We start from the raw sequence: 22419 nt of genomic DNA, 5'->3' as shown, positions 1-22419 counted from the left end.
CGAGGAGCGCGTCGCTGACGAATCGGCTCAGAACGCGAGGACGGCGACGGCGATCGCGGCCGCCGTCACGGCGAGCAGCACCCCGGCGGCGACGAGGAGGAGCACCACCGCGCCCCGGCGTCCGGAGCGCGGCCGGACGGCGCCGGCGTCGCCCGCGCCCGCGGCACGGACGGGGACCGCGCGACGCTCGACGCGGATGGCCCCGTCCTCCCGAGGCCCGTACGTGTCGCGGTCCAGCGTGTCGGGCGTCCGCGCCGACCGCCGCGCGAGGTCGCCGAGGACGGGATCGGGCTCAGCCCGCCGGAGAGCGGCCCGCGTCCCCGGCGCGGGGTCGGGCGCGGCCGCGGGACCGGCGGTGCGCACGTCGCCGCGGCGGGTCCGCCGTTCCGTCTCATCCCGACCCTCCGCGCGACGCGTACCCACCGCGGTGTCCGCGACGTCGTCGAGGGCCGAGGCCCGGGGCCGCCGGGTGCGGGCACCCGTCGTCGTGTCGTCGAGAACGGCAGCACCGGATGCCCGGGGGCCCGTCGTCGTGTCGTCGTCGACAGCGGGACGCGAGGACCGACTGACGACAGCCGTCGCGTCGAGCGGGTCCTCGTCCTCCCCCGCGGGGCTCGACTCCCCCGAGTCGCCGGTCGGGACGGTCGGGCGCGGGCGCGACCGCACCGTCTCCTCTTCCGGCCCGTCGACCGACGGGCGGGGCTGCGAGCGCACGGTCACCTCGTCGGGCAGGTCCGGCGGCGCGAGCGGGCGCGACTCCCCCGCATCGTCGGCCGGCACCTCCGCGCGCGGGCGCGAGCGCACCGTCTCCTCGTCCGGCACGTCCGTGCGCGGGCGCGAGCGCACCGTCTCCTCGTCGGGGACGCCCACCGGCGGGCGCGAGCGCACCGTCTCCTCGTCCACGGCGTCGTCGTCCGGGGCGGCGTCGATTGGAGCCGGGGCCGCCGGCCACGGACGTAGACGGCCGGCCCAGAGGGTGACGTCGTCGACGTCGTCGGGCCCGTCCGCGCTGGTCACGCCTCGCTCCGCGACAGGCGGACCTCCGCGTCGCCGAGGAAGAAGCGCTCGCCCGCCTCGATCTCCTCGCCGGGAGGCGCCTCGACCTCGGTCCCCATGAGGGTGGCGAACAGGACGCCGTTCGTGGACCCGAGGTCGGTGACGTACCAGGTGTCTGATCGCAGCTCGAGACGCGCGTGCGTCTTCGAGACCGTGCGCGTCTCGTCCGAGATCGCGACGAGCTGCGCGTCGGGGTAGGCGGGATCCGGGGACGGGCGACGGCCGAGGATCACGACGGTCGAGGTGATGTCGACCGCGGTGCCGTTCGGCGGCACGAGCCGCCACGGGATGCGACGACGACGCGCGACCACGGTGCGGTCCATGGCCTCGAAGTCGTCCTCGCCGGGCACCTCCGGCTGCGTGTAGAGCGCCGAGACCGATGTCCGGGCGGAGCGCGGCGCCCCCGCGTCCGGCGCGCCGACCACCGCCGACACCGCCTCGGACGGCTCGGGGAAGTCGTCGTGCAGGTCGTCGTCGACGGTCGGGGTCGGGTCCGAGGGCGGCGCCGGACGGGTCAGCGGGACGCTGCCGATGGGCGCGACGGGAGTGCCCTCCCCTCGACGCGGCACGTCCGCCCACGGGGCGTCGGACGCGTCGTCGCGCGGCTGCGGCTCTTCCGGGGCGGATTCGGGTGCGACGGCGGAGGGGGCGGCGGCGGCGGGGGTCTCACCTGACGAGGGGTTCCCGCGCCGGACGGGCGCGTCGACGACCGGAGCGGCCGAGATCAGCTCGGGCCGGTCGTGGTCCACATCCTTCGCGTCGAGGTCGGCGGGCGCGGACATCACCGGGGCGTCGTCGGCCGGGGCCGCGACGGGGGCAGCGGACGCGTTCTCGTCGCTCGTCGCCGAACGGGACGAGTCCGCACGGCGACCGACGCCCTCGTCTGCGGGCGCGCTGTCGCGCATCGCGTCGAGCGCCGCGAAGACGGAAGTGGGCGGAGCGGCGTCGTCCTCGACGGTGCGCGCGGGCGGCGCCCAGTCCACCGGGCCGGGGACCGCGTCGGACAGCGAGCCGGACGGCGCGGCGAAGGGGAGCGCGACCGGCTCGGAGAGCGGGGACGGCTCATGGCGGGGACCCGGCGCAGAGCCGATCGGCGTCGCAGGGCCCTCGGGGGCGGCATCCGGGATCCATCCGCCGATGAGCGGGACGTAGGGACCGTCGAGGTCCTGCCGCCGGCGGGCGGGGTCGAGGTCCCCAGCCGTCCCGGACGGCCCCTCCCAGCGGGCGGAGCCGAAGCCGAGGATGCTCGCCCACACCGGGAACAGCACCACGCCCAGGACGGTCATGCCGCCGCCCGCGCCGAAGGCGGTCGAGACACGGTGCAGCACGATCACCCAGATGACGGCGAAGGCGATGAGGCCGAAGAACGGCACGAGGTTGATGAGGACCAACCACGGCGAGAAGCCGCCGACGCGCAGCAGCGTCGCGGTGTTCAGGACGGGCACCCAGGCCTTCCAGGCGTCCTCGCCGGTCTTGCGGAACAGGGCCGCGAGCGCGAGCCCCACCCAGACGTACAGGATGACGATGAGCACGAGGGTCAGCAGTCCGAGGACCACCGAGGTCGAATCGTTCATGTGCTGCGGCGCGACCGATCGTCGGTCCGGCGCCTCCCCCTCTCGTCCCGGTGCGGAGCTGCGCGCCGAGACGGGCGCGGAGCCAGGAGCCGCACGAACGATCTCAACGATACGGCCGCGCGGAGCCGTCGCCAGAAGCCGCGCTGACGGAGCAGCTCACGCCGATCCGCCTCGACGATGCGCCAGAAGCGCTCCACCTCGTCGGCGGTCACCGTCGCGGGCGAGAAGACGGCACGGTCGGCGTCCTCCGCGAGCCGCTCCCCCGACGACGTCGCGAACGCCGTCGCCACCTCGCGGCGGGTCGGTGCGCGCGGCACGACCCGTCCGGCGTCCACTCCGGCGTCGACGTACTCGTCCCACCCTCCGGCGATCGCGGCGCGGGGGTTCGGGTCGCGGCGCCGGCCGCGACGCCGCAGGACCTTGGCGAGGACGATCGCGAGGAACGGGCCGAACAGGACGAGCAGGACGAGCAGCGAGAGTCCCGCGGCACGCAGGACGGGCCACAGCCAGGCGAGGTCGACGCCGTCGTCGGCGCGCGGGTCGTCGTCGAGACCGTTGTCCTCCTGGACGGGGTCGGGCGGGACGACCTCCTCAACCGTGTCGGGCCGCACCTCGGTGACGATCTCGGGATCCCGCTGCTCGGTGACCTCGAGGCTCGGCGACTGCTCCCACTGCGGCGTGACGTCGAGCGGCATCCATCGTCCGTCGACGCCGCGGACCTCGGTCCATGCCGTCAGGTCCTGCGCACGGCAGACGCCGTCGGTGCACGTGCTGACACCGGGATCGGGGGACGTCAGCCGCGCACCCACCACGACGCGGGACGGGAAGCCGAGCTCGCGCGCGATGAGCGCCGCCGCGACGGAGAACTGCTCGTCGTCGCCGACCGCGGCCACGTAGTTGCCGGTGGTCTCGGCGCGGGCGTCGCCCTCGCGCTCCAGGAGCCGCGAGAACATCAGGTCGATGCGTGCGAGGGAGTGTCCCGACGCGCTGGGCTGCAGCTGGTATCCGGGGAGCTCGGCGGTCCACGCGGGGGCCGGCGCGCCCTCGGCGGGCAGCAGGCCGTGGCTGAGGTATCCGCGATCGCGCAGCAGTCGCACGAGCGCGTCGAGTGCCGCGCCGCCCTCGCCGGTCGCGTGCTCCTCCACCCATCGACGCAGGTTGTCGCCCCCGCGCGTCGCGTCGCCGGCCCCGGGCGCCTCGAGCGCGGCCAGGTCCGTCGTCGCGGGCTCGACCGCCGAGAGGACGTAGCCGTCGCCCGGCTCCAGGCCGCCGTCGGCCGTCTGGACGCCGGCCTGCGCCCCGGCGCTGTAGTAGAAGCTGTCCGCGAGCAGCGTCTGCCGCTCGCCGTCGAACCGCACCCGGGCGAGACTGCCCGCCGTCGGCATCCAGATCCCGTCCCATGCGTCGATGAGCACCCGCACGTCGACCTCGCGCCCCTCCCCCGGATCGATCCGGGAGGGCACGCGCACGAAACGCCCGCTCTCGGCGCCCGACGCGCGGAAGACCTCGCCGTCGTAGGCGTCGAGCGTCGCGACGCGGATCCGCTCCGGCAGGACGCCGTCGTCCCCGGTCACGGTGAAGAGCACTTCGTCGGCTCGCTCGTCGGAGAACATCGCGCGGTACTCCGCCAGCGGACTCACCGCGGCGGCGATCTGACGCTCCGGGCCGGTGGCCGCGCGCAGGACCTGGCGGTCGGCGTCCCGCGCGGCGGCGGGCACGACCGCGACCGCGGCGACGACGGCGACGGCGAGCATCGCCGCGCCGAGGGCCGTGCGACGGCGGTCCGCGGGCGACGAGCGGCGCGTCGTCGGCACGGGGCCGCTCTCGGCCGCACGGTCGAGGGCGCGCACGCGTTCGTCGTGCGCGCGCCAGGCGAGCCACAGCATCGCGGTGACCAGCGCCAGCAGACCCGTCGCGGCCTCGACGGGAGCGGGGACGGTGACCGGACCGATCGTCAGCGGGGCGCTCGTCGAGGTCCGACCGAAGAACAGGCCGAAGCCCGACATGGCCAGACCCGGCACCACCGCCGCGACGGCGAGCCGGTCGGTGCGCCACGACAGGCGCAGGGTGAGGGCCGTCCCGACGAGGAACACCACGAGCGCCGGGATCAGGAGGTTGCGGTACGTGCCGACCGGGAGGTCGACGGTGACGAGGTCCTTCCAGGCCAGCACGAGGCCCGCGAGCGCCTCCCCGAGCCCGCGGAGGATCTCCGCCGGACCGCCGAGCCGCGAGGGCACGGCGAGCGGCACCGCCAGCAGGACGAACGCGCCGCCGAGGGTCGCGGCCACGGTCCACCCGCTCCACCGCCGCCAGCCGGCGACCGCCGTCACGGCCCCGGCGACGACGGCGGAGACGGCCGCCAGGACGAGGAACGCGCCGCCCGCGTAGACCGGCCAGGCCGCCACCGCGGCGAGGGCCACGGCGGCCGCGGTGTAGAGCGCGCCGGAGACGACCCGCCGACGCGCCGCGGCGTCGCGGCGTCCCGCGCTCACGACGTCGCTCCGCGCACGAGCAGTCCCGCGAGGTCGTCGAGAGTTCCGATGGTCAGAACCGTCAGGCCCGACACCGCCTGCATGCGCGGGTGGGCCCGCTCGTCGCACACCACCGCGGCCACGGCCGTGTCGGCGGGGAAGGCGAGCGCGGCCTGCCGCAGCCGCGCGACGGGGACGAGGGATCCGGTGACGACGAACGCGATGGACAGGCGCTCGTTCGCCTCGGAGGTCAGCCGGCAGACGTCCTCGACCGCCATCGTGTTCTCGAAACGCTCCAGGGCGCTGAACCCGTCGAGCATGGCGCGGGGGGTCACCGTCGCGACGTTCCGGACGGCCCGCAGACGGCCCTTCACCACGCGCGGGATCTCGGAGCCGGTCACGACCGCGACATCGCGGGCGTCCCGGACCGCGCGGAGGCCCAGCGACGCGGCGGCGCTCACGGCGAGCTCGTACTCGTCGCCGTCGAGGAACTCGGCGTCGGCGACGCCCAGGACGACCGCCATGCGCGACCGGCGGGACTCCTCGTACTGACGCACCATCAGGCGCCCCGTCTTGGCGGTGGACTTCCAGTGGATCTGCCGGCGGGAGTCCCCCGGCACGTACTCGCGGATGGCGTGGAAGGACATGTCCGCGTCGACGAGCCGCCGCGTGGCGTTGCCCTCCAGGTCGCGGATCAGCCCGGCGCTGGTGGACGGCAGCCCCACCGTGCGGGGGTGCACGTACAGGTCGTGCACGTCGTCGAACGCGTGCTCGCGCCGCAGGAGCCCCAGGGGGTCGCTGCGGACGGTGGTGACGGGTCCCACGCGGACGATCCCGCGCGGAAGCGCGGGCACCTCGAGCGGCTCGGAGACGCTCTGCCCCGGACGCAGCAGCGGGACGCCGAACTCGACGAGACCGCGGCCGACGGGGATGTCCAGCCGCCCCGGAAGGGCGAGGCGGGAGCCCTCGTTGCGGACGACGAGCGCACCGGTGACCCCCTGACCGGCGACCACGCGCTCGTGCGTGAGTGCCAGGTCGACGTCGTAGGCCCGGGCGCCGAACAGGAACGGCACGCTCATGACGAGCAGCGCGAGCGACACGGCGCCCGCGACCATCCACTCGATCCAGCCGAAGGCCACGCCCAGCAGCAGCCCCGCGGTCGCGGCGACGGCGACGAGCGCCCCCGCCGGCCGGACCGTCCGTCCCGCCCACCGCACCGCGCCGACCACGGCGGCGACGACGACGCGCCAGATATCGGCCGCCCGGACAATCGCGCGCACGAGACGGCGCTGCCGACGCGACGACGTGGAGGTGATCGATGTGCGCGACCCCGTGGCCATGGTGCCCGCCGAGGTGCGGGTGAGGCGGGACTCGGTGCGGAGGTCGGTCATCGCGGCATCCGCACGCCTGAGGCGGTCACGGCCGCCGGGCCGGGACCGGGATGGATGCCGCCGGCGAGGCGTCTCATGCGCTTTCGCGCTGCGTGGGGGGCAGCGTGTCGAGCAGGACCTGGCCCACGACCGCCTCCTGCGTCACGCCGTCGAACTCCGCCTCCGGGTGCAGGATCAGGCGGTGCGAGAGGACGGGCACGGCCAGGGCCTTCACGTCGTCCGGGGTCGCGTAGGTGCGTCCCTGGGAGGCGGCGCGGGCGCGCGTCGCGCGCGTGAGGGCGAGCGCCCCGCGGATGCTGACGCCCAGGCGCACCTCGTCCGCCGACCGCGTGGCGTCCACGAGTCGGGCGATGTAGTCGAGCACGAGGGCGTCCACGTAGACGTTGGCCGCGAGGTCGGCCATGCCGACGAGGGCCTGCGGCGTGATGATCGGGCGCAGGTCGCCGGTCGCCACGGCGACGCCGTCGAGGATACGGACCGTCGCCGCGTGGTCGGGGTAGCCGAGGGAGGTGCGCAGGAGGAAGCGGTCCAGCTGCGCCTCGGGCAGCCGATACGTGCCGGCCTGCTCGACGGGGTTCTGCGTCGCGAGCACGAGGAAGGGCACGCCGACCTCACGGGAGACGCCGTCGATGGTGACGCGTCCCTCCTCCATGACCTCCAGGAGCGCGGCCTGGGTCTTCGGGCTCGCGCGGTTGATCTCGTCGGCGAGCACGATGTTCGCGAAGATGGGGCCCGCGTGGAACTCGAACTTCCCGGTCTGCTGGTCGTAGACCGTGATGCCGGTGATGTCGCCCGGGAGCAGGTCGGGCGTGAACTGGATGCGGGTGTTCGTCCCCTGCACCGACTGCGCGACGGCGCGCGCGAGCGAGGTCTTGCCCGTCCCCGGGACGTCCTCGAGGAGGACGTGGCCGTCGCTGAGCATCGCGGTGAGCACGAGCTCGACCACGTGGCGCTTGCCGAGCACGGCGCGCTCGACGTTGTCGGCGATCTGCGAGAAGGTCTGGGCGAACCAGGTGGCCTGCTCCTGGGTGATCGTCATGCGGTGCGTGTCCTTCGGTGTGGGGGAGAGGAGGGGACGGGATCAGCCGGCACGGCAGGAGCCGGAGACCGGGAGAACGGCGTTCGAGAGGCCCCATCCCTGGGCGGACCAGTCGATCGTCACGCGGATGCCCGAGACCGTCGCGGTCCCGGCGGGGACGGTGCGGGGGGTCTCGCCGGGGTCCACCCGTGCGCCGGATGCGTCGCGGTAGACGACGCCGGAGTAGTCGGCGGTGCCGGCCGCGGCGCCATTGCTGGACGACCAGGTGGCCTCGACCTGCTGCCCGACCGTGCAGGAGGAGAGCTCGGCCGACGCCTGCACCTGGTAAGGCGCGCTGCCGGAGGCCGGCTTCACGGCCCCGCGCTGCGACTGCTTGCCGGTGCGCTCGTGCTCGAAGTACACGCGGATGCCGGGGTCGCTGCCGAAGACGGTCGAGCGCCCGCCGTCGAAGTTCTCGTACTTGACGTCGTTGCGACGGGGCGGCTCGCTGCCCGTCTTGATCTCGGTGATCCGCCAGCGGGCCGTGCTGCCCTCCACGACCGGGGCGCGGTCCACGGAGAACGTGTACCCGGTCGGGGCCGACGTGTCCTGCGCCACGTCGATCTGGGCGGTCGCCTCCACCGAGCCGAAGGAGCGGCCCTGGTAGAAGGACTCGGCGCACATCCGGTACTCGTAAACCTCGCCGTCGGCGACGTTCGGGAACTCGCGGTGCTGCCCGTCGGCGCTCGTCGTGCAGCGGAAGCCGTCGGTGATGCCGAAGCGCACCTCCGAGTCGGCGCCGTTCTGTCCGGCCGCGGCGTCCGCGATGACGGTGGAGCGGTCGTTGCCGGTGGACCGTGACGTGAGGGTCAGGACCGGGTTGACGGGCGCCCCGACGCCGTGGGCCGAGAAGCTGTACCCCTGCCCGGGGGCGGCTCCGCCGAGGCCCGGCGGGGCGGTGAAGCGCGAGGCGGGGATGACCGTGACGGTGGTGGGGGCGTTGCTGCCGACCCGGAAGCCGTTGACGCGGACCGTGTCCTGCCCGCGCCGGACGTCGACGGTCTGGCGGTCGCCCGCGGCGCTGACGATCTCGAGGGACCCGACCTGAGTGGCATCCACTCCCCGGATCTCGATGTCGATCAGGTTGCCCTGGCCGTCCCGCGTCTGGACCGGGGTCCACGACACATTGGTCGGCGTCGGCGGCGGGTTGTACGCCCACGCCGTGGTCCGGGCGGCGGCGCGCGACTCGCCCACCCCGTTGACCGCGGTGACGACGTACTCGCGCTGCTCGCCGTTGGGGGCGGAGATGAGGGGGCAGGACCCGTCCGCGCTGCACTGCGCGACCGTCTGCCCGCCCGTGCGCACCACGAAGCCGGACAGCCCCGGGTAGGCGGCACGGGCCTCGCCCGGGTCGACGCGGAGGGTCACGGAGCCGTCGCCGTAGGCGGTCTGACGGACGCTGGCCGGCCCGCGGGGGTAGCCGAGGAGGTCGAGGACGACCCGGGCGTCGCGCGTCGCCGCCGTCGTGCGCCCCTGCGCGTCGCGCAGGGTGACGCTCGCGCTGCACGTGGCGCCCGGGGCGTCGGAGGACCACGACGCGAGGATGCTCGAGCTGTCGGCGACGGAGAAGCCCACGCCCGTGCACGCGCCGGTCGGACGGACGGCGACGACCTCGAGGGGCGTGCCGGGCAGCGGGTTGACCTCGCCGCCGGCGCCGACCACGTCGATCGTGCAGCTCGAGCCTCCCGCCTGCGAGCACTGCTGCGCCGTCGACCCGCCCTGGGGCAGGGTCGAGGGCGCGGCCCCCACGCGCAGGAGGAGGCGGGCCGGGGCCACCGCGGCGTGGCTGGTCACCCCGATGACGGCCGCGTTCTCGGAGCCGGGCACCGCGCGGTCGGAGCCCGTGATCCGGACGGTGGACCCCTCGAGGGCGACCTGGAACGCCGATCCGCTGTAGTCCAGCGCGTACGCGATGCCGGCCCAGTCCTCGCGCCCCAGCTGCCACGAGGTCATGTTGCGCAGGTCGAAGGTCGTGGTCTCCCCCGGGCCGACCGTAACCGAGCCCGGCCGCAGCTCGGGCTGCGGGTTGCGCGCGACGATGCCGACCGGCACCGACAGCAGCGTCCACTCCTCGGTCCCGGCCAGGCGGACCGGCACCTGGCAGGCGTCCGTGTAGGGCGACCCGGCCCCGGCGTCGTACCGCACCGTCGAGCCGCTCACGGAGCAGCGCCCCTCGGCCCGGGCCCCGGTGGACGCAACCTCGGGACCGACCTCGAGCGTCGCGCGCCGCGGGATGGCGACGAGGGATGCCATGTCGAACTCGACCGACGCCAGCTCGTCGACCTGCCGCGCCGCACCGGGCCGCAGGGCGAGCGTGAGGTCGTCGTCCCCCGGGACGCGGAGGAACGCGTATGTCGTGATCGTCTCGCCGCCGGCGGTTCCGCTGACCTCGAACGGGATGATGCGACGGGTCGCGGGCAGCTCGCCGCTCAGACGTCGCCCGTCCACGGCGACGCCCGTGGGCTGGCCCCAGAGCGACACCTGCAGGTCGCTCACCTCGCCGCCGGACCAGGTGGCCTTGCCCTCCAGCACGTCCACCCCGGTGGTGAAGTCCTCGCGGTCCTCGGCCGTGAGCACCGTGTCCGCGACGACGGGGTAGTCCGGGACGGGCTCGCGCACGACCTTGACCACCACCAGGCCCCGGCCGGTGTTGCCCGACGAGGACTCCACGTCGTAGAGGAACGACATCGTGCCGGGCAGTTCTCCGGCCCGCAGGACCACGCCCGTCGTGCCGACGTCGGCGATCAGCGCGTTCTGGCGGTCGTACTCGGGGTTGTCGCTGCCGTCGACGAGCGTCTCGGGCAGGTCCGGGCGCACGGACGTGAGCTGGAGGCGACCCTGCGTCGGGTCGACGTCGTTCGCGAGCGGGCTCACGCGGATCGTGCTCTCCGCGCCGGCCTGCACCTGCACGTAGTCGGTGAAGGTGACCGGGCTCGGGTTGGCCTCGGCGTCCAGGACGCCGATCCGCACGGTGCCCTCCCCCGTCGCGCCGGAGCTGTCGGCGACGCGGTAGCGGAAGGAGACCTGCCCTCGGTCACCCGCGATCGAGGTGTACACGATGGCGGAGCCGTCGGCGGAGATCGCCGCGGTGCCGCGGTCCGGCTGGCTGACGATGCGGTCCAGGACGACCGCGTCGCCGTCCGGGTCCGTCGCGAAGCCGTCGAAGTCGATGCTCGTGGTGCCGCCGCTGAGCACGCGGCCCTCGAGCGTGTCCGGCAGGGGCGCGCGGTTGGACTCGGCGCCCAGGACGGTGATGCGGACGGTCGCCTCGTCCCACAGCGACGGGGTGCCGGTCGTCGAGACGCGGTAGGTCACCTCGTACGCGCCGGCGGTCGTGGGGGCCAGGTAGCGCAGGACCCCGCCGGAGGCGAAGGCGAGACCGTCCGAGGCCGGGCTGGCCTGCACGGTCGCCGGGTCGAGGGTCGGGCGCCCGCCCGCCGGGGAGATGTCGTTGTCGAGCACCGGGATGTCGACCTGGGCGCCTGCGCGCACGACGACCGTGTCGTCGACGGCGATGGGCGCGATCTCCGGGGCCGGCGGGAGCAGATACACGGTGGCCTCCCCCGCCACGCGCGCGCCCTCGTCGTCCGTGCCGTCGCTGACGGTGTAGCCGACGGTGCCCAGCAGCCCCGCCTCGCCGGTCGCGGTCGTCCCCGACACGCGGAGGTCGTTCTGCCCGACCGTGTCGACCGTGAGGGACGCGCCCTCCTCGGCGGTCGCCTCGACGTCGCTCAGGAGCAGCACGCGCCCGGTGGGGTTCGACACGGCGGTGAAGACGTCCAGCGTGGCGTCCTCCTGCGGGCGGACGAACGCGACGACGGGCGAGGTCGACAGCTGCGGCGGGGCGTCGGCGGCGAGGAGCGTGATGCGGGCCGTGCCCGTGGCATCCCGTCCTCCTCCGCTCACCGTGAAGTCGACGCGATAGACGCCCGGGTCGTTCGCCGCGAAGTCGAACGTGGTGCTGCCGCCGACCACGGTCGCCAGCGCACGGGCGTCGTCGACGACCCGCACCGACGACAGCGTGACGCTGCCCGCCGTGCCCGTCACGTGCGGGCCGACGTCGACGGTCAGACCCGAGCCGGCGGTGTCGACCACGGCGAAGGACTGGACGGCCAGCGCCGGGTCGGGCGCGACGCGGATGAGCAGCGGCTTGACGGTCGTCGCGCCGGCGGTGTCGGCCACGGTGACGTCGAGCTGCACGGTCTGATCGCCGCCGGATCCGTCGTCGGCGTGCTGGTAGACGACCTCGCCGGCGGGCGTGGAGGCGACGCTGCCGATGCCGGACGGGTTCTGGACCGACAGCAGCAGCAGGGGGTCGCCGTCGGGGTCGACCCAGCCGGGGAGCACCGGCACGGTGACGGTGCCGCCGCGGGCCACCTCGGGGACGGGCCAGGGCTGCAGGCACTGGTCGACGCCGCACCACACGGGGGCGCTGTTGGCCTCGGACGGAGAGACCGTGAGGGAGACGGTGGTCGGGGCGGACAGCAGACCGTCCGCCGCCGTGCCGTCGGTGACGGCGTACTGGAAGGTCGCGGTCCCCGTGGCGTCGGGGGCGACGCGGACGGCGAGACGCTGCCCGTCGTCGGTGATGGACAGGGAGCCGAAGCCGGGGTCCAGTCCCGTGACGCTCTCGCCGACGATGCTGAGGACGTCCTCGTTCGGGTCGTGGTCGTTCAGCAGGACCGGCAGGGTCGCGAGGCGCCCGGGGCGCACGCCGAGCGCGTCCGGCTCGGCGATCGGCGGCTTCGGGTCGAGGACGACGTTGAGCTGTTCCTCGCTCTGCACGGCGGCATCCTGGGTCTGGTCGTCGAGCGACCAGCTCTGGCTCGAGGAGACGAGCCGGCCGTCCGGGACGGTCCAGACCCATCCCGTGCGCGTCTCGTTCAAGATGACGGCGTTCTCGGTCGCGACGAAGACGGGGCGCCGCTGGTCGGGCAGGGTCGCCCCGGCGTAGTCGAGACCGGTCTCCCCCGCGACGGAGCTCCAGAGCGTGCCGCTCGCCTCGCCCGGGAGCAGCCAGGCCGCGTAGACGACGCCGTCGTGCACGATCGGACGCGCGGGCTGCCCGCGGACGCTCGCCGCGCCGCCGACCTCCGGCCGCGCCTCCCCGTCGACCGAGATGCTCCACAGCGACAGCTCGTCGGCCACGTAGACCGCGCTCCCCGTCGGGTCGGGCTCGCCGACCATTAGCTGCTCGGTCGTCTCGATCGTGGTCTGCGCCCCGCCGCGCGTCCACACCCGGCCGTCCTCGGCGTCGAGGAGGACCCAGTCGTCACCGGCCGCGGACAGCGCCGGCGCGGCCGCGTCCACGTCGAGCGCGTCGCGTCCGCGCAGCTCGTCGGCGTCGAGGTCGTACCTCACGACCGAGCCGTCCGCCGCCGAGTAGGAGAAGAGCATCCCTCGGGAGTCCAGCGCGACGGCGTCCGCCGTGTAGGAGGGGGCGTCCTCGTCGCCCGCGGTGCCGAACGGGTCGAACTCCGGCGGCGTCCGACCGGCCTCGCTCAACCGCCCGAGGTGCAGCACGCCGGTGTCGGTGCGGTAGACGACGAAGTCCCCCGCGGTGACCACCGAGGTCGTCCCGGACGGGCTGTCCGGCGCGTCGTCGAGCTGCTCCTGCTCCAGGTCGATCGGCTGCGCCTCGTCGATGCGGGCGAGCTTGCTGAAGCTGTCGGTGAAGAGGTACGCGCCGTCGCCGGCCTGCGCGACCTGCGTCGGATTGCCGACCGTGCGTACCGTGTCCAACTCGCCGACGGTCGTGTTGACGCGCGCGTAGCGCTGGCCGTCGCCGGTCTGCAGCGCCCACACCGACGTGTCGACCTCGGGCGTCTCCTGGGCGTCGAGCCCCGGCCAGACGACGGAGGCGGTGACCACGAGCGCGGCCGCGGCGATGCTCGCCGCCAGACCGGCGATGGTGCGACGGCGCATCACAGCACCCCCGTCGCGAACAACGCGGCCACGAGGACGGCGCCCGCGGCCACCGCGGCGAGGGCCCCGAGGACCCACGGCACCGACCGGTGCAGCGACGGCCCGGGGGCCGAGATGTCGGTGTCCTCGTCCCGCGCGAGGCCCCGCACGCCGGAGGAGTCGCGGAACTTGCGCGACTTGTCGCGCTCGATCCGCGACCGGGCGGGGCCGCGCAGGGTCCCGTCCGAGAAGTCGACCGTGCCGACCTGCGGGGTCCACTGGGCGGCGGGCACTTCGAGCGGCGTCGATGCGAGCTGCAACTCGGCCTGCACCTGCTGCAGCGCCTCCCCGAGCTCGCGGGCGCTGGCGTAGCGGTCCTGCGGGGCGCGGGCCATCGCGCGCGCCAGCACGGCCTGCAGGGACGGGGGCACGTCGGTGCGGGCGATGTCGGTGTAGCTGGCGCGGGCGATGCGGCGACGCAGCTGCTCGCGCGAGTTCTGCCCGCGCTCCCGCCGCTCGAACGGGCTCTGGCCCGCGAGCAGCGAGTAGACGGTCGCCCCCAGGCTCCAGACCTCGCTGGCGATGGTCCCCGCGGTCTGCTCCGAGATCACCTCCGGCGCGCTCCACGGCACCGACATGGCCAGCATCTCGTCGGCGCCCTGCCGCACGAGCGAGGACGAGATCCCGAAGTCGGCGAGTACCGGCGCCCCGAAGGTGGTCACGAGGATGTTGCTCGGCTTGACGTCGCGGTGCACGAGGCCGGCGTGGTGGGCGGACTCGAGGGCCCCCGCCATGCGCACGCCGATGGACAGCACCTCGGGCACGGGGATCCGCTCGACCCGGTACCGCTGGGCGAGCGAGCCGGGGCAGAACTCCATGACGATGTAGGGCCTGCCGTCAGCCGAGATGCCCGCCTGGTACACGGTCACGATGGACGGGTGCGCGGACAGGTGCGCCAGCACGTCCGCCTCGGCGTTGAACATGCGCAGCAGGTCCGGGTCGCGCACGTCGCTCGGCAGCACCTTGACCGCGACGTCGCGGCGCGGCATGTCCTGCCCGTAGAGGAAGACGTCGGCGAAGCCGCCCGACCCGAGCGGTCGGATGTACGCCAGCCCGGGGAGGATGGGGGGCGCGGAGGGCAGGCGCTGCGGCATCGTGCCCCTTTCCCCGGTCACACTCCCCGCACACCTCGTCGGGCCGCGGACAACCCGGCAATGCTAACAAAATCGCGTGCGGCCGCCTCGTCGTCATCCACAGGCTCAGGATGCCTCGGAGCCGGTGTCCCGGGGATCGAACGGCGCGTCCAGCGACCGGGCGAGGTCGTCGAGCATCGCGGCCACCTGCGGCTCCACGTACTCGGCCACCGCCGCCTGGATCCGCAGGCGGTGGTGCAGCAGGATCGTGCAGACCTCGCGCCCGATCATGTTGGCGTAGTCGTCGGCGAGGCCGACCTCCTGGCGGAGCGCCGCCTTCGCCTCGTCGCTCAGCGGGGGGAGGGCGGGGATCGACGCGTCCTCCTCGGCGGCCAGTCCCGTCAGGGTGAAGAGGAACGGCGCCCCGGGCTCGGGCTCCGGGTCGAGCGGCATCCCCTCGAACTCCGGTTCCAGACCCTCGGCCGGACGGTACGCGCGCCGGCGGTTGCGCTCCGCCTGCTGGTCGAGCTCGGACTGCAGCATCGGGAGGTTGCGGGCCGTGTAGTCCGCGACGGCGAGGTCGACGATGCCCTTGAGGCGCGTCGACAGCCCGTGCTGCACGCCGTGGGGGACGTCAGCACCCAGACCCGCTGCGGACAGCACCGGAGAACCGAAGCACCGGCGGCAGGGCGCGATGCGGCCACGGTGATGCGCCGGCTCCCACCGGGGCAACCACCTCAGCCAGGCGTCGACCGCATGGCCGACCTGGGTCTCGAGCGACCGCTCCACGTCTCTACGCTAGCCCGACACGCCCGGAAAGCTCCGGATGCCACGGCCCGCGCGTCCGCCGGAGTCAGTCGTCCTCCGACTCCCACGACCAGTGCGCGCGATCGGTGGGCGTGCGCACGAGGAGGACGCCGAACGCGCCGGCCAGGAGCGCCGCCGCCGCGATGACCGCCCCGGGCCATCCGAGCGCGACGGACCCCGCGGCGGCGGCGCCGAGCGCCGGGTCCGCCCCCGTCACCAGGGCGCCGACGAGGATGCCGAACACCTCGCCGAGATACGCGCCGAGCGCGCACGGCACCGCGGTGAGATATCCCGGCGGGACGGCTCGAAGACCCCACGCGAGCGCGCCGGCGAAGGCGCCGATCGCGCACAGCATCCCGATGACGCCCGGGAACGCGCCCAGTCCGCGGACCGGGATGACGTCGGCGTCCAGCACGAGGGCCGTGACGCCCAGCGCCGCGATGGCCAGCGCCGCGAACGACACCGTGGCCAGAACGACGGCGACCGGCGGGGTGACCCCCGCCGGTCGCGATGGCGAACTCATGTCGGCTCAGCGCTGGGAGAGCTGAGGCCCGGCCTCGAGGGTGCGCTCGTACTCGCGCTGCGCCTCGGCGTTGATCTCCGTCACGCGGCGGCCGCGGGCGGCCACCCAGGCGCCGAACCAGATGGTCAGCTCGCGTCCGAGGACGAACGCCACGATCGCGAGGGGGGCGAGGGCGTTCTCCTGCAGCAGGTCGAGACCCTGGCGTGCGGTGATCATCCAGAAGGGCGCGGCGAAGAGGACGCCGAGCAGGTGGCCGAGCCAGGCGATGACGCCGACGACGAGGCCCCAGATGACCCAGTGTCCCCACCGACCGCGGTTGATGAGCGCACCCAGGAACCAGAAGCCGACGAAGAAGGCCACCGTCGGGACCCACAGGCCCCACGTGGTGAGCGCCTCGAGGGCCGCCTGAGGCACGCCGGCGAGGTCGTACGCCCCGCTCAGCAGGCCGAAGCCGAGGATCGCCGCGAGGTAGAGCACGGCGAAGGCCAGCGCGGCCAGCAGGCCGATCGCCCCGGCCGCGCCGCGGTTGCCCTTGGGGCGGGGAGCCTCCGGGGCCTGCACGAAGATGGGCTGCGGACCGCTCGACGCACGCTGCGGCTCGGTGGCGTACGCGTCGTCGTTCCGCGGAGTCGCGTAGACGGCGGTGCGGTCGTCGGAGGACGCGGAACCGGCCGCGGCCGCCGCGGCGACGCCGGCACCCGCACCGGTGCCGTAGACGCCGTCGCGGGCCGCCGGCACGTCGCGGTCGGCGCCGTCGTGTGCGGACGCGGCGTGGTCGCCCCGCGCGTCGCGGTCGTCGTGGGCCTCGGGCTCGGCGGACGCGGCGTAGGCCGCCCAGCGGGCGTCCTCGTCGTCCAGATCGACCGAGGAGCGGGCCGGCGTCTCGGTGCGCGGTTCCTGCGGCGACGCGTCGTGCACGACGGGGGTCGCGCTCTCGCGCTTCTCCTCGTTCGCGCGTTCGTCCCACGCGGCCGCGGCGGCCTCGGGGTGGACCGCGTCCCGGCGGGCGGCCTCGGCGTCGGCGAGGCCCTCGTGGGCGCGGCCGACGACGTCGCCTCGCTCGTCCTTCGGCTCGTCGACGGGGTTGCCGTACGACTGGGGGTCGCTCATCGGAATACTCCTCACGCGGGCGGTTCTAGCGCCTCAGGCTAACCCGCGCCTGCCATCGCGCCGGGGAGGCGTGCCGTCGTGTGTCCGTGTCCGTGCGCGCCGGGATGCCGTGTCGGGCCACGCGTGTCGGCGCTCGCGTCTATGGTGTGCACATGTCCGCGCGTCGCTCCGCCCGCCTCGCCGTCCTCGCGTGCGCGGCCGTGCTCGCGCTCACCGGGTGCGCCCCCGACCCGGCGGACGAGACGGCACCGCCCACCGCGGCCCCCGTCGAGTCCCGCACGCCCACGCCGACGGCATCCCCGACCCCCACCGCTGCCGCCGCGCGGATCCCGGGCGACTGTCGCGCGATGCTGCCGCAGGATGTGCTGGCGCAGCTGCGCACCGTGCCGCTGAACGACCCCGCCCTCGGGCCGTCGGGTCCGCAGGCGGACGGCTCGCTCGTGTGCATCTGGCGCGACCCGGCGGCCGACACGACCGGGCTGGTCACGACGATCAGCCGCGAGGACCGCGGTCCCGCCCTCGACATGCTCAATCAGCTCGTCGCCGACGAGGGCTTCAGCTGCTACACCCCCGACGAGGGCACGCGCTGCGAGAAGACGTGGATCAACCCGCAGTACCCGGTCAACGACGGACGCACCCTCTACTGGCGCGACGGCATCCTCATCGACACCCGGTACTCCAACCTCGCCCCGACGGGCTACACGGCCGGGGTCATCGCCGGCATCTTCGGCTGAGGCGCGACAGGTCTCAGTCGCCGAAGGCGCGGGATGCCACCACCCCGGTGTAGCCGTCCGGCTCCCACCCCGTGAGGGTGCTCGAGACCCACCGGTCGCCGCGCAGGTCGTGGACCTCGTGCACGACGCCCGACGTCCGCTCGCAGTGGATCGTCGCGGCATCCACGCGACAGGCGAAGCCCTGACCGGAGAGCGTCGCCTGGATCGCGGGGGCTGCCTCCGGCGGGACGGTCGAGACGGTCGTCGAGATGGACGAGTCGCCCGCGCCCCGCCAGTGGCAGGTCGTCACGACGGCCGGCTGCGCGACCGCGACGGCCTCGGGAGTCGAGACGGGCGGGGTGCGCACCTGCGACAGCAGCGCCCCGGGCGACCAGACCAGGGTCGACCACATCGGCTGGGTGTAGAGGCTGCGGCAGTCCTGGGCGGGCGCGTGCTCGTCGCGGAGGGAGGACTCCCCCGCCGCGACCGGTGCCGAGGTGCCGGCCCGCAGCGCGTCCCCGATGAACGAGACGGTGCGAGGGATGCCGGGGGCGGCGAGGTACAGCAGGCCGGCGACGACGGCCAGGCAGAACAACCCCGCCGGCCACGCGATCCAGGCGCTGCGTCCACCCACTCGTGCCATCCGTGCCTCCCCGTCCACGGTAGGACGACCACCCCTCCGGCACCGCACTTCGACACGCCGGACGCACGAAGGCCCCCGGCGGGAGCCGGGGGCCTTCGTGTCGATCATGGATGCCTCAGGCAGAGGCATCCATGCTCACTCAGTTGTACGTGCCGGGCGTGAAGTCGTCCGTCGAGAAGCTGTCGAAGTCGACGTAGCTCAGGTCGGCGTCGGAGTACGCACCGTCGGACGCGAAGATGCGGTTGGGGTACCGCTCGCTCTTCGCCTCCTCCGTCGCCTCGACGGCGACGTTGCGGTACTTCGCAAGTCCCGTTCCGGCGGGGATGAGCTTTCCGATGATGACGTTCTCCTTGAGGCCGACGAGCGGGTCGCTCTTGCCCTCCATGGCCGCCTGCGTCAGGACGCGGGTGGTCTCCTGGAACGATGCCGCCGACAGCCACGACTCGGTCGCGAGCGACGCCTTCGTGATACCCATCAGCTCGGGACGGCCCGACGCGGGGCGCTTGCCCTCGCCGACCGCCTCGCGGTTGATGGTCTGGTAGCGCTTGAAGTCCACCAGCTCACCGGGCAGCAGGTCGGTGTCGCCGTGGTCGACGACGGTGACCTTGCGGAGCATCTGTCGGACGATGACCTCGATGTGCTTGTCGTGGATCGGCACACCCTGCGAGCGGTACACGCCCTGGACGCCGTTCACGAGGTACTTCTGCACCTCGCGGGCACCCTGCACGCGCATGACCTCCTTGGGGTCGAGCGTTCCGACCTGGAGGGGCTCGCCGACGGAGACGTGCTGGCCGTCCTCGACCAGGAGCGTCGCACGCTTCAGGACGGGGTAGACCACCGGCTCGTCGCCGTTGTCGGGCGTGAGGATGACCTTCTTGGCCTTCTCGGTCTCGTCGATCGTGATGCGACCGTCGGCCTCGGCGATCGGGGACGCACCCTTGGGGGTACGGGCCTCGAACAGCTCCTGCACGCGGGGCAGACCCTGCGTGATGTCGTCGGCCGACGCGGAACCACCGGTGTGGAAGGTACGCATCGTCAGCTGGGTACCGGGCTCACCGATCGACTGGGCCGCGATGATGCCGACGGCCTCGCCGATGTCGACGATCTTGCCGGTGGCCAGCGAACGGCCGTAGCACTTCGCGCAGACACCCACGGCCGAGTCGCACGTCAGGACCGAACGGACCTTGATGGACTCGATGCCGCCGGCGACCAGCTTGTCGATGAGCACGTCGCCCACGTCCTCGCCGGCCTCCGCCAGGACGGTGCCCTGCGGGTCGACGGCGGCCGTGGCCAGCGTACGGGCGAACACGGAGTTCTCGACGTTGGCGTCCTTGACGAGCGAACCGGACGAGTCGGCCGCGGCGATCGGGAGCTCGAGGCCCTTCGACGTGCCGCAGTCCTCCTCGCGGATGATGACGTCCTGCGAGACGTCCACCAGACGACGGGTCAGGTACCCCGAGTCGGCCGTACGGAGGGCCGTGTCGGCCAGACCCTTACGGGCACCGTGCGTCGCGATGAAGTACTCGGCGACCGACAGACCCTCGCGGTAGGAGGAGATGATCGGACGCGGGATGATCTCACCCTTGGGGTTGTTCACCAGACCACGCATACCCGCGATGTTGCGGATCTGCAGCCAGTTACCACGGGCGCCCGACGAGACCATGCGGTTGATGGTGTTGTCGGCGGGGAAGTTGTCCCGCATCGCCTTCTGGACCTCGTCGGTGGCCTCGGTCCAGATCTTGATGAGCTCCTGACGACGCTCGGCGTCGGTGGTGAGACCCTTCTCGTACTGACCCTGGACCTTCGCGGCCTGCTTCTCGTAGCCCGCGACGATCTCGGCCTTGTTCGGCGGCGTGAGGATGTCGCTCAGCGCGACCGTCACACCCGAGCGCGTGGCCCAGTAGAAGCCGGCGTCCTTGATCCGGTCGAGCGATGCCGCGACCTCGACCTTGGGGTACTCCTCGGCCAGCTTGTTGACGATCTGCGACAGCTTGCCCTTGTCCGCCTGCTCGCGCACGAACGGGTAGCCCTTGGGGAGCGTGTCGTTGAAGATCGCCTGGCCGAGCGAGGCGTCGACGAGACCGTGCTTCTCGTAGCCCTCCGGAGCCTGACCCTCGAGGAAGGTCAGACCGGGGATGCGGATGCGCGCCTTGGCCTGCAGGTCGAGGGTGCCCTCGTCCTTGGCCAGGATCGCCTCGCCCACCGAACCGAACGCACGGCCCTCGCCCACGGCACCCTCCTTGAGGGTGGTGAGGTGGTGCAGACCGATGATCATGTCCTGCGAGGGCAGGGTCACCGGGCGGCCGTCCGACGGCTTGAGGATGTTGTTCGACGCGAGCATGAGCACGCGGGCCTCGGCCTGGGCCTCGACCGACAGCGGCAGGTGGACGGCCATCTGGTCGCCGTCGAAGTCGGCGTTGAACGCCGCGCAGACGAGCGGGTGCAGCTGGATCGCCTTGCCCTCGACGAGCTGGGGCTCGAACGCCTGGATGCCGAGACGGTGCAGCGTGGGCGCACGGTTCAGCAGCACGGGGCGCTCGCGGATGATCTCCTCGAGCACGTCCCAGACCTCGGGACGGTAGCGCTCGACCGCGCGCTTGGCGGCCTTGATGTTCTGGGAGTGACCCAGGTCGATCAGGCGCTTGATGACGAACGGCTTGAACAGCTCGAGCGCCATCTGCTTGGGCAGACCGCACTGGTGCAGCTTGAGCTGGGGTCCGACGATGATGACGGAACGACCCGAGTAGTCCACGCGCTTGCCGAGCAGGTTCTGGCGGAAGCGACCCTGCTTTCCCTTGAGCATGTCGCTCAGGGACTTGAGGGCGCGGTTGCCGGTACCGGTGACGGGGCGACCGCGGCGGCCGTTGTCGAACAGCGCGTCGACGGCCTCCTGCAGCATGCGCTTCTCGTTGTTGACGATGATCTCGGGGGCACCGAGGTCGATCAGGCGACGGAGGCGGTTGTTGCGGTTGATCACGCGACGGTAGAGGTCGTTCAGGTCGGAGGTCGCGAAGCGGCCACCGTCCAGCTGCACCATCGGGCGCAGCTCCGGCGGGATCACCGGGACGACGTCGAGGACCATGGAGGCCGGGCTCATGCCGGTCTGCAGGAACGAGTTGACGACCTTCAGGCGCTTGATCGCGCGGATCTTGCGCTGGCCCTTGCCCTCCGAGATCTGCAGGTGCAGGTTCTCGGACTCGGCGGCGAGGTCGAAGGTCTCGAGGCGACGCTTGATCGACTCCGCGCCCATGTGGGCCTCGAAGTACTGACCGAAGCGGTCCTGCAGCTCGTGGAAGACGTCGTCCTCGGGCTTCAGGGCGCCGACCTCAAGCGTGCGGAAGTCCTCCCACACGCGCTCGAGCTTGGCGATCTGCTCGTCCGCGTTCTTGCGGATCGAGGTCATGTCCTTCTCGGCGGCGTCCTTGACCTTCTTCTTCTGGTCGGCCTTGGCGCCCTCCTCCTCCAGGGAGGCGAGCTCCTCCTCGAGCTTGGCGAGGCGGGCGGCGATGCGCGAGTCGCGCCGGTCGCCGAGCGTCTTCAGCTCGAGACGGATGTTGTTCTCCTGCGTGGCCAGGTCGCGGTGACGAGCATCCTCGTCGACCGAGATGACCATGTAGGCGGCGAAGTAGATGACCTTCTCGAGGTCCTTCGGCGCCATGTCCAGCAGGTAGCCGAGGCGCGAGGGCACGCCCTTGAAGTACCAGATGTGGGTGACGGGCGCGGCGAGCTCGATGTGGCCCATGCGCTCACGGCGGACCGAGGACTTGGTGACCTCAACGCCGCAGCGCTCGCAGACGATGCCCTTGAAGCGGACGCGCTTGTACTTGCCGCAGGCGCACTCCCAGTCGCGGGAGGGTCCGAAGATCTGCTCTCCGAAGAGGCCGTCCTTCTCGGGCTTCAGCGTGCGGTAGTTGATCGTCTCGGGCTTCTTGACCTCGCCGAAGGACCAACGACGGATGTCGTCGGCGGTGGCCAGGCCGATACGAAGCTGATCGAAAGTGGTTGATTCGAGCACT

Annotated in this window: 13 protein-coding genes; 1 reads left to right on the top strand and 12 read right to left on the bottom strand. The window is 73.3% G+C overall.

Annotated features, from left to right (window positions below):
• Window positions 1–27 precede the first annotated feature (27 nt).
• The 10 genes from ACO03V_RS12650 to ACO03V_RS12605 form a co-directional block, all read right to left on the bottom strand.
• A complete protein-coding gene (locus ACO03V_RS12650) occupies window positions 28–1017 on the bottom strand; it encodes a hypothetical protein (RefSeq protein WP_423137824.1) in 990 nt (329 codons plus the stop codon).
• Window positions 1014–2630 carry a DUF5684 domain-containing protein gene (locus tag ACO03V_RS12645; protein ID WP_423137823.1) on the bottom strand — a complete coding sequence of 539 codons (1617 nt, stop codon included), beginning with the start codon at window positions 2628–2630 and terminating at the stop codon, window positions 1014–1016. Before ACO03V_RS12645 ends, ACO03V_RS12650 begins: the two co-directional genes overlap by 4 nt.
• Window positions 2627–5122 (bottom strand): DUF3488 and transglutaminase-like domain-containing protein, encoded by a 2496-nt coding sequence (locus ACO03V_RS12640; RefSeq protein ID WP_423137822.1) that lies wholly within the window; start codon window positions 5120–5122, stop codon window positions 2627–2629. The genes ACO03V_RS12645 and ACO03V_RS12640 overlap by 4 nt, the downstream gene beginning before the upstream one ends.
• Window positions 5119–6492 (bottom strand): DUF58 domain-containing protein, encoded by a 1374-nt coding sequence (locus ACO03V_RS12635; protein ID WP_423137821.1) that lies wholly within the window; start codon window positions 6490–6492, stop codon window positions 5119–5121. Before ACO03V_RS12635 ends, ACO03V_RS12640 begins: the two co-directional genes overlap by 4 nt.
• A 73-nt stretch (window positions 6493–6565) precedes the next feature.
• Window positions 6566–7531 (bottom strand): AAA family ATPase, encoded by a 966-nt coding sequence (locus ACO03V_RS12630; RefSeq protein ID WP_367728583.1) that lies wholly within the window; start codon window positions 7529–7531, stop codon window positions 6566–6568.
• A 42-nt stretch (window positions 7532–7573) separates the two neighbouring features.
• Entirely contained in the window at window positions 7574–13495 is a 5922-nt protein-coding gene (locus ACO03V_RS12625; RefSeq protein WP_423137820.1) for an Ig-like domain-containing protein, read from the bottom strand.
• The gene (locus tag ACO03V_RS12620; protein WP_423137819.1) at window positions 13495–14628 is read right to left on the bottom strand and encodes a serine/threonine-protein kinase; all 1134 of its coding nucleotides are present in this window, start codon (window positions 14626–14628) and stop codon (window positions 13495–13497) included. Before ACO03V_RS12620 ends, ACO03V_RS12625 begins: the two co-directional genes overlap by 1 nt.
• 105 nt (window positions 14629–14733) lie before the next feature.
• Window positions 14734–15396, bottom strand: coding sequence for a spermidine/putrescine ABC transporter substrate-binding protein (locus ACO03V_RS12615; protein WP_367728575.1), 663 nt, complete (start codon window positions 15394–15396; stop codon window positions 14734–14736).
• A 64-nt stretch (window positions 15397–15460) separates the two neighbouring features.
• On the bottom strand, window positions 15461–15937 hold the full coding sequence (locus ACO03V_RS12610) for a hypothetical protein (protein ID WP_367728573.1): 477 nt from the start codon (window positions 15935–15937) through the stop codon (window positions 15461–15463).
• A 6-nt stretch (window positions 15938–15943) separates the two neighbouring features.
• On the bottom strand, window positions 15944–17047 hold the full coding sequence (locus ACO03V_RS12605; RefSeq protein WP_423137818.1) for an ABC transporter: 1104 nt from the start codon (window positions 17045–17047) through the stop codon (window positions 15944–15946).
• A gap of 152 nt (window positions 17048–17199) precedes the next feature.
• On the opposite strand from ACO03V_RS12605, the gene ACO03V_RS12600 reads away from it, so the two are divergent.
• Complete coding sequence (locus ACO03V_RS12600) at window positions 17200–17781, top strand: hypothetical protein (RefSeq protein ID WP_367728571.1); 582 nt, start codon at window positions 17200–17202, stop codon at window positions 17779–17781.
• Window positions 17782–17794: 13 nt separating this feature from the next.
• Here ACO03V_RS12600 and ACO03V_RS12595 read toward each other — a convergent pair whose 3' ends face one another.
• Window positions 17795–18403, bottom strand: a complete 609-nt coding sequence (locus tag ACO03V_RS12595; RefSeq protein WP_367728569.1) for a hypothetical protein — start codon at window positions 18401–18403, stop codon at window positions 17795–17797.
• A 139-nt stretch (window positions 18404–18542) separates the two neighbouring features.
• Window positions 18543–22418, bottom strand: coding sequence for a DNA-directed RNA polymerase subunit beta' (gene rpoC / locus ACO03V_RS12590; protein ID WP_367728567.1), 3876 nt, complete (start codon window positions 22416–22418; stop codon window positions 18543–18545).
• Between the last annotated feature and the right edge of the window lies 1 nt (window position 22419).

This window comes from Microbacterium sp. HMH0099 (assembly GCF_049384025.1).
Classification (GTDB): domain Bacteria; phylum Actinomycetota; class Actinomycetes; order Actinomycetales; family Microbacteriaceae; genus Microbacterium.
This window is presented reverse-complemented; position numbering and strand designations above follow the sequence as displayed.

Excerpts from the sequence above, each read along its gene's own strand:
- ACO03V_RS12645 (WP_423137823.1), bottom strand. The coding sequence starts at position 2,630 with ATGAACGATTCGACCTCGGTGGTCCTCGGACTGCTGACCCTCGTGCTC.
- ACO03V_RS12635 (WP_423137821.1), bottom strand. The coding sequence starts at position 6,492 with ATGACCGACCTCCGCACCGAGTCCCGCCTCACCCGCACCTCGGCGGGC.
- ACO03V_RS12630 (WP_367728583.1), bottom strand. The coding sequence starts at position 7,531 with ATGACGATCACCCAGGAGCAGGCCACCTGGTTCGCCCAGACCTTCTCG.
- ACO03V_RS12625 (WP_423137820.1), bottom strand. The coding sequence starts at position 13,495 with ATGCGCCGTCGCACCATCGCCGGTCTGGCGGCGAGCATCGCCGCGGCC.
- ACO03V_RS12620 (WP_423137819.1), bottom strand. The coding sequence starts at position 14,628 with ATGCCGCAGCGCCTGCCCTCCGCGCCCCCCATCCTCCCCGGGCTGGCG.
- ACO03V_RS12610 (WP_367728573.1), bottom strand. The coding sequence starts at position 15,937 with ATGAGTTCGCCATCGCGACCGGCGGGGGTCACCCCGCCGGTCGCCGTC.
- ACO03V_RS12605 (WP_423137818.1), bottom strand. The coding sequence starts at position 17,047 with ATGAGCGACCCCCAGTCGTACGGCAACCCCGTCGACGAGCCGAAGGAC.
- ACO03V_RS12600 (WP_367728571.1), top strand. The coding sequence starts at position 17,200 with ATGTCCGCGCGTCGCTCCGCCCGCCTCGCCGTCCTCGCGTGCGCGGCC.
- ACO03V_RS12595 (WP_367728569.1), bottom strand. The coding sequence starts at position 18,403 with ATGGCACGAGTGGGTGGACGCAGCGCCTGGATCGCGTGGCCGGCGGGG.